The sequence below is a fragment of the Streptomyces murinus genome (assembly GCF_002154555.1).
In the GTDB taxonomy this organism is placed as follows: Bacteria; Actinomycetota; Actinomycetes; order Streptomycetales; family Streptomycetaceae; genus Streptomyces; species Streptomyces murinus.
Genome location: NZ_MUNF01000567.1, coordinates 1 through 5,234, shown reverse-complemented (window position 1 = coordinate 5,234; position 5,234 = coordinate 1). Strand labels below are relative to the sequence as shown.

General features: G+C 72.4%; 2 protein-coding genes. Both read right to left on the bottom strand.

Annotation, left to right across the window (positions count from 1 at the left end; translation table 11 throughout):
- A partial coding sequence (locus CCN72_RS29785) for a phospholipase D-like domain-containing protein (protein ID WP_143664242.1) occupies nt 1-2,224 on the bottom strand: 2,224 nt, incomplete at its 3' end.
- On the bottom strand, nt 2,217-5,234 hold a 3,018-nt coding region (locus CCN72_RS29780; RefSeq protein WP_086811087.1), incomplete at its 5' end, for a DEAD/DEAH box helicase. The genes CCN72_RS29780 and CCN72_RS29785, both read right to left, overlap by 8 nt.

Below are 5,234 nucleotides of genomic sequence, written 5' to 3'. Positions count from 1 at the left end.
CCTCCGCGTCACCCTGGCCCATCAGCAACGCCGCCGCATACCGCCGTAGCTCCTCCGCGCCCCGGCCCGCGCGCTCCCGCTGGGCCAGGGCCGTCCACGGGTCGTCGTCCAGCGGGATGGCGGCGAACACCCCGGCCGTGGGGTGGTACTCCGGCCCCGCGCCCCCGAGGTCCCCCGCGGCCCCGAACCACTCCGGGATGCCCAGTTCCCGCGCGAAGTCCACGGTGAACGCGGTCCCCACGAGGTGCAGCCCGACCTGCGCCACCGCGCCCTGCCCCGGACGCGTCGCCCCATGTCCCACGGGGTGATGGCTGCCCGCCACCATCTCGTGATCGCTGAGCACCGCCCGCGCCCTGGCCTTGCCGACGCGCAGGGTGCCGTCCGTCCTGAGGGCCTTGAGCAGGGCGTCGTACGCGGTGGCGGTGCGCCGGCCGCCGCTGAGCGAGGGATGCTGGAGGTGCACGACGCCGCCGGCCTCCCGCAGCCGGCGCAGCCGCAGGGCAAGGGTCTCGTCGCAGGCCTCGTGCTCGGCGCGGTCGTCGGTGACGGCGAGCCGTTCGCCCGCGCTCGCCACGAGGCGGCCGACCACCTCGGCGTACGCGCCGTCCCACACGGCGCGCACCACCGGGTCGGCGCCCCGGTACACATCGTTCACCGCGTCCACGAGTTCGCGCAGTACCCGTCCCCAGGCGGCCGCCCAGCCGACCTGGAAGCCGACGGGGTCCTCGTCCCACCCCTCCGGCAGCTCCGGGGGTCCCCATCGCCACCAGCGCGCGGGCTCGGCCGGGACTCCGCGTCCGGTGCGGCCGAAGTCGTCGGGGGCGATGGCGATGCTCTGCGCGGTGTCCCAGTAGGGGTAGACCCTGCGCACCCAGCTGAGCAGGTCGGCCACGCACAGCGGGGGCGTGTCGGTGTCCTCGGAGGGCTCCACAAGCACCCCGGCGCCGGTCTCGGCCGACAGGAAGCCGCGGGAGCCGACGTAGGCGGCGCGATTGTCGCAGATCAGCAGCGATGCCGCGCTGGAGCTGCTGCGCTTCTCCAGCAGCACCTTGCCCGCGTAGCGGGCCTTGAGATCGAACAGGGCGGTCTCGGAACGGGGTTCGAGTTTCGCCGAGGGGTGCTCGCCCCACAGCAGGACCAGGGTGACGCCCCGTTTGAGTGCCTCCTCGATGCCGGGCAGCAGCGGGTTGAGGGCCTCGTAGGCGATGGCGGGCGCGGCCAGCACCAGTTGGTGTTCGGCACGGTCGATCAGATCGCCGACGACATAGCCGACTCCGGCCCCGGGTGCCACCCGCTGGGCCCCGCAACGGGACCTGCGCGCCTCGGAGATCTGCTCCCGCAGCTGGTTCGTCCTGATCTCCAGGGCGTGGTGCCGGCCGGGCAGGTCCGGCAGTTCGGGTGCGCCGTCCAGTCCCTCGGCGAGCTGCTCCAGGTCGCGGATCAGCTCCTTGAGGGTGTCGGGCCGTACGACCTCCGGGACTTGGCGGTTCAGGAGTTTCTTGACGAAGGCGCTCTCAGCCCGGGTGTGCAGCAGATGGGTGATGTGCGCCTGGAAGAGCTGGGCGCCCCTGCGGCCCCAGCCGGGCGGCGCCTCGACGGGCACCGCGGCGATCTGGCCGCTGCCGGGGTCCCGTTTCACCACGACCTCGACCGTGCTCCAGCGGACCGCCTCGGGCGGGCTGAGCACGGGGTTGGTGAACGACACGTTCAGCACCCGGCGGCGCACGCCCCGGTCGCGGCGGTCCTCGGCGACGGCCCGGCGGACGGCGCGCAGCAGTTCGGTCTGCGGCAGGTCCTCCGCGGAGACGCCCCGGGCCACCGGCATCTCCAGGGCGCCCAGTGGCGCCCGGACGCCGCCGTCCCGGTAGGGCAGGATCGTCTCGGTCACCGGGTCGAACAGGAACTTGCGTGAATCCACGCTGGTGGCGACCGTCTGCGCGCCGTCGCCTTCGCCGAGGACCGCCTCGGCGGCCGGGGTGCCCTCCAGGGTGTGGGAGGTGAAGTCGACGGCGAGGAAGCCCCGGCTCCACAGGGCGTGCACCACGTCCAGCATCAGCCGTCGGGGCAGTGAGAAGAGGTCGCCGAGGGAGTCGACGGTGGTACGGCCGCCGGCCACCGCCGCGAGCACCAGCTCCTCCAGGGTCGAGGCGCCCTCCTCCGAACCGAGTTCCACCCTCAGGGTGATCACCCGGCAGGGCAGGGCCACCAGGGTCGTCTCACTCACCGGCGTCCTCCGCTGCCATGGCTCCGGCGGCGCCCTCGGACGCCTCGTCCCGCTGCGCGGGCGGGACCGCCCGCCGGCCGCCGGTGATGTCCTCGGTGACCGCGTCCACGATCACCCCGCTGTCCCGGAAGGCCTGGATGACCGTCCCCCAGTCCGCGCCGCCGTACTGCTCGAAATGCGCCAGGTCCCCTACGACGACGAGCAGTTGGCGCGCCCTGGACAGCATCACATTGACCACCTCGGGCTGCGCCGTGTGCCCGATGTTCCTGCGGGTGCCCTCGCCGCGCACGGCGCTGCGCACCAGGGAGACGATCACCACCTCGGCCTCGCCGCCCTGGAAGGAGTGCACGGTGTGCACCCGCCCCCGAAGCCCCTTGGCCTCCAGGATGCCCGCCTGTTTGCGGTAGGGAGTGATGACGACGAGGCCGCCGGGGTCCGTGCGGTGGGCGAGACCGAGCCGGGCCACGAGGTCGTCGATCAGCTCCGCCTCGCCCTCGTTGCCCCAGTAGGGGGTGTCGCGGCAGCCGTCGTGCCGCGCCGTGTCGAGCCACACCAGCGGCGCGTTCGTCACGTACGGCGGCTCGGTGCGGCCGTGGACCTGGTCGATGAACGGGTCCGAGGTCAGGAAGGTGCCGGTCGGGCCCGCGTCGGGGTAGAAGGCCCGGGCGAAGGGCACGGCGATGTCGGGGTGCATACGGAACTGGGTGACCAGGACGTCGACCGGGCGCCGCGCGGAGGCGGTGCGCCGCGGGTCGTGCCCCTCGAAGAAGCGCCGGAACATGTGCAGATGGTCCAGGTAGGCGTCCTGGTTGGCGAAGTGGGCCTGGATCCGGTCGTGTTCGTGGGCGGCGAGCCCCTCCAGGAAGCTCTGCATGTCCTGGGCGCGGTGCGGGCCGAGCTGCTGGTAGTCGCCGACCAGGGTCCAGCGCACGCCCCGGACCAGCGGCATGACGACCTCGGTGGGCCAGGCCTTGGCGGCCTCCTCGATGATCACCCAGTCGAACATGTCGCTGGGGTCGCTGACCTCTTCGGACAGCTTGCCCGCGATGGAGCAGGTGGCGAAGACGATGTCGGCGCCGGACTTCACCCGCTCGATCAGCTCCAGTCTGGTGTCGCCCGCGAGGTCGGCCCACCGCTTCATCAGCCGTTTCTCGTCCTCCCCGCGCGCCCCCTCGCAGCCCAGTTCCACCCGGCGGACGATATGCGTCACCAGGTCCTCGACGATGTCCACCGCCGTCAGCCGCCGTACGGGGCTACGGGCTTCCTCCCGCTCCTGGCTGAGGGAGAGTTCCCGCAGGGCGAGCAGGGAGCGGTCCTCGATGCGTGGCCGCAGCTCCTTGAGGATCTTCTCGGCGAGCTGGTCGAGCGCGTCGTTCGACTGCGCGCTCACCAGGACCCGGGATCCGTGCTCCATCTCCAGGAAGTCCCGCAGGGCCTTGGCGACCACGGTGCTCTTGCCGGTGCCGGGCGGGCCCTGGAGGGCGTAGAAGGGATGGAAGCGCAGCATGTTGGAGACGATGGCCTGGCCCTTGCCGCGCAGCTCGCTCTGGTCCCGGCTCGTGACTCCCCTGCTGCGCAGCTCGATGGCCTCCGGCGCGTCCAGGATGCGCACCAGTCCCGGCTTGTGCGCGAGGGAGTCCAGTCCGCGTGCCTCGCGGCGCAGTTGGATCTCGGTGCCGCGGTCCTCGTCGGGCCGGAGCCAGCCGCGCTCGGGTACCTGGCGGCCGTTGAGCGGCTGGATCTGCACCGAGTCCGCGTCCAGCCGTACCTTCAGCCGCGCCTCCACGGCCCGGCCGCCGAAGTAGGGGTCGGTGGGGTGGCCGTCCCGGCCGGTGCGGTCCTCCACCAGGGTGACCCGCGCCCATTCGTTCTCGGTGAGCAGCTGCCGGGCGAAGTCGCCGAGCGGGGGCCGGCGTCCGGGCTGGGCGTAGGAGGTGAGCAGCGGGTCGCCGTGCAGCCAGCGGCGGTCGCGCTCATGGTCCTGGGTGAGGACGATCGCGTCGCCCTCCTCCGAGCGCGCCAGCACATACGGGTACTGGCGGGCGCGGAGGGCGACGCCCTGGTACTCCAGCATGAACCGGTAGGACCGCAGCAGTTTCTGCGAGCCCTGGTGGTCCACGGCGCGCTCGGTGACGACCGCCTTGGTCAGCTCCTCCCAGGAGGGCCGCGGTTCGCCGCCCTTGTCCAGGCTCTGGCCGACCCAGAAGGGCACGAGGTCGACCTTGCCGATGCTGCGCCGGGGCCAGGCGGTCAGCAGGTCGTCCGCGTACCGCTTGTCCACCAGGTACTTGATGACCAGCGTGTCCTTGTGGACCTTCCGGCGGCGGCCGGTGATCGCCTCGTCGTAGTGGAACGCGCAGAACCAGACGGCCTGGTTGCCGATGAGCGCCCACTCCGCCTCGGCCTGGGACTGCGGCGAGTCGCCGTGCACAAAGCCCTGGGCGCCGCTCGGGCTGTGCACCAGCTGGGCCTGGCGCAGCTCGTCCTCCAGGAAGGTCTGTAGTTCCCGGCAGCCCTCGGGGGTGTCGGGGCGGTGGTCGGTCCAGCCCCGGTTCTCGTACACCGTCTGTACGGACTTCTCCGGCATGAACGCCAACAGCCGTGGTTTCTCGTCGTGTTGCTCCACCGGAGCGAAGCTGAGGGTGATCTCCGTCCAGTGGCGTTGCAGGGTGGCCGCCGCGTCGAAGGAGGAGATACGGCCGCTGGGGGACGGGTCGAGCATGTCCACCAGCACCTCGCGCAGCCGGCGCGGCACGCCGGTGGTGGTGGTCAGCGCCCGGCGCATCGCGGTGTGCAGCGCGGCCAGGGCCTCGGGGAGCCGCTCTTCGGGCGCCCGCTCGACCGCCGCGCACTCCTCGGGCAGCAGCTCGGTGACGGCGCCGAGGAACAACTCCCAGCCGAGCACGCCGAGTCCGAACACATCGGTGCTGCCGTGGTCGAGTCTGCGGACGCGCACCTTGCCGAGGAGGGAGGGGTGGGTCTCGGGCGCGAGGTAGGCGAGATGGCGGGC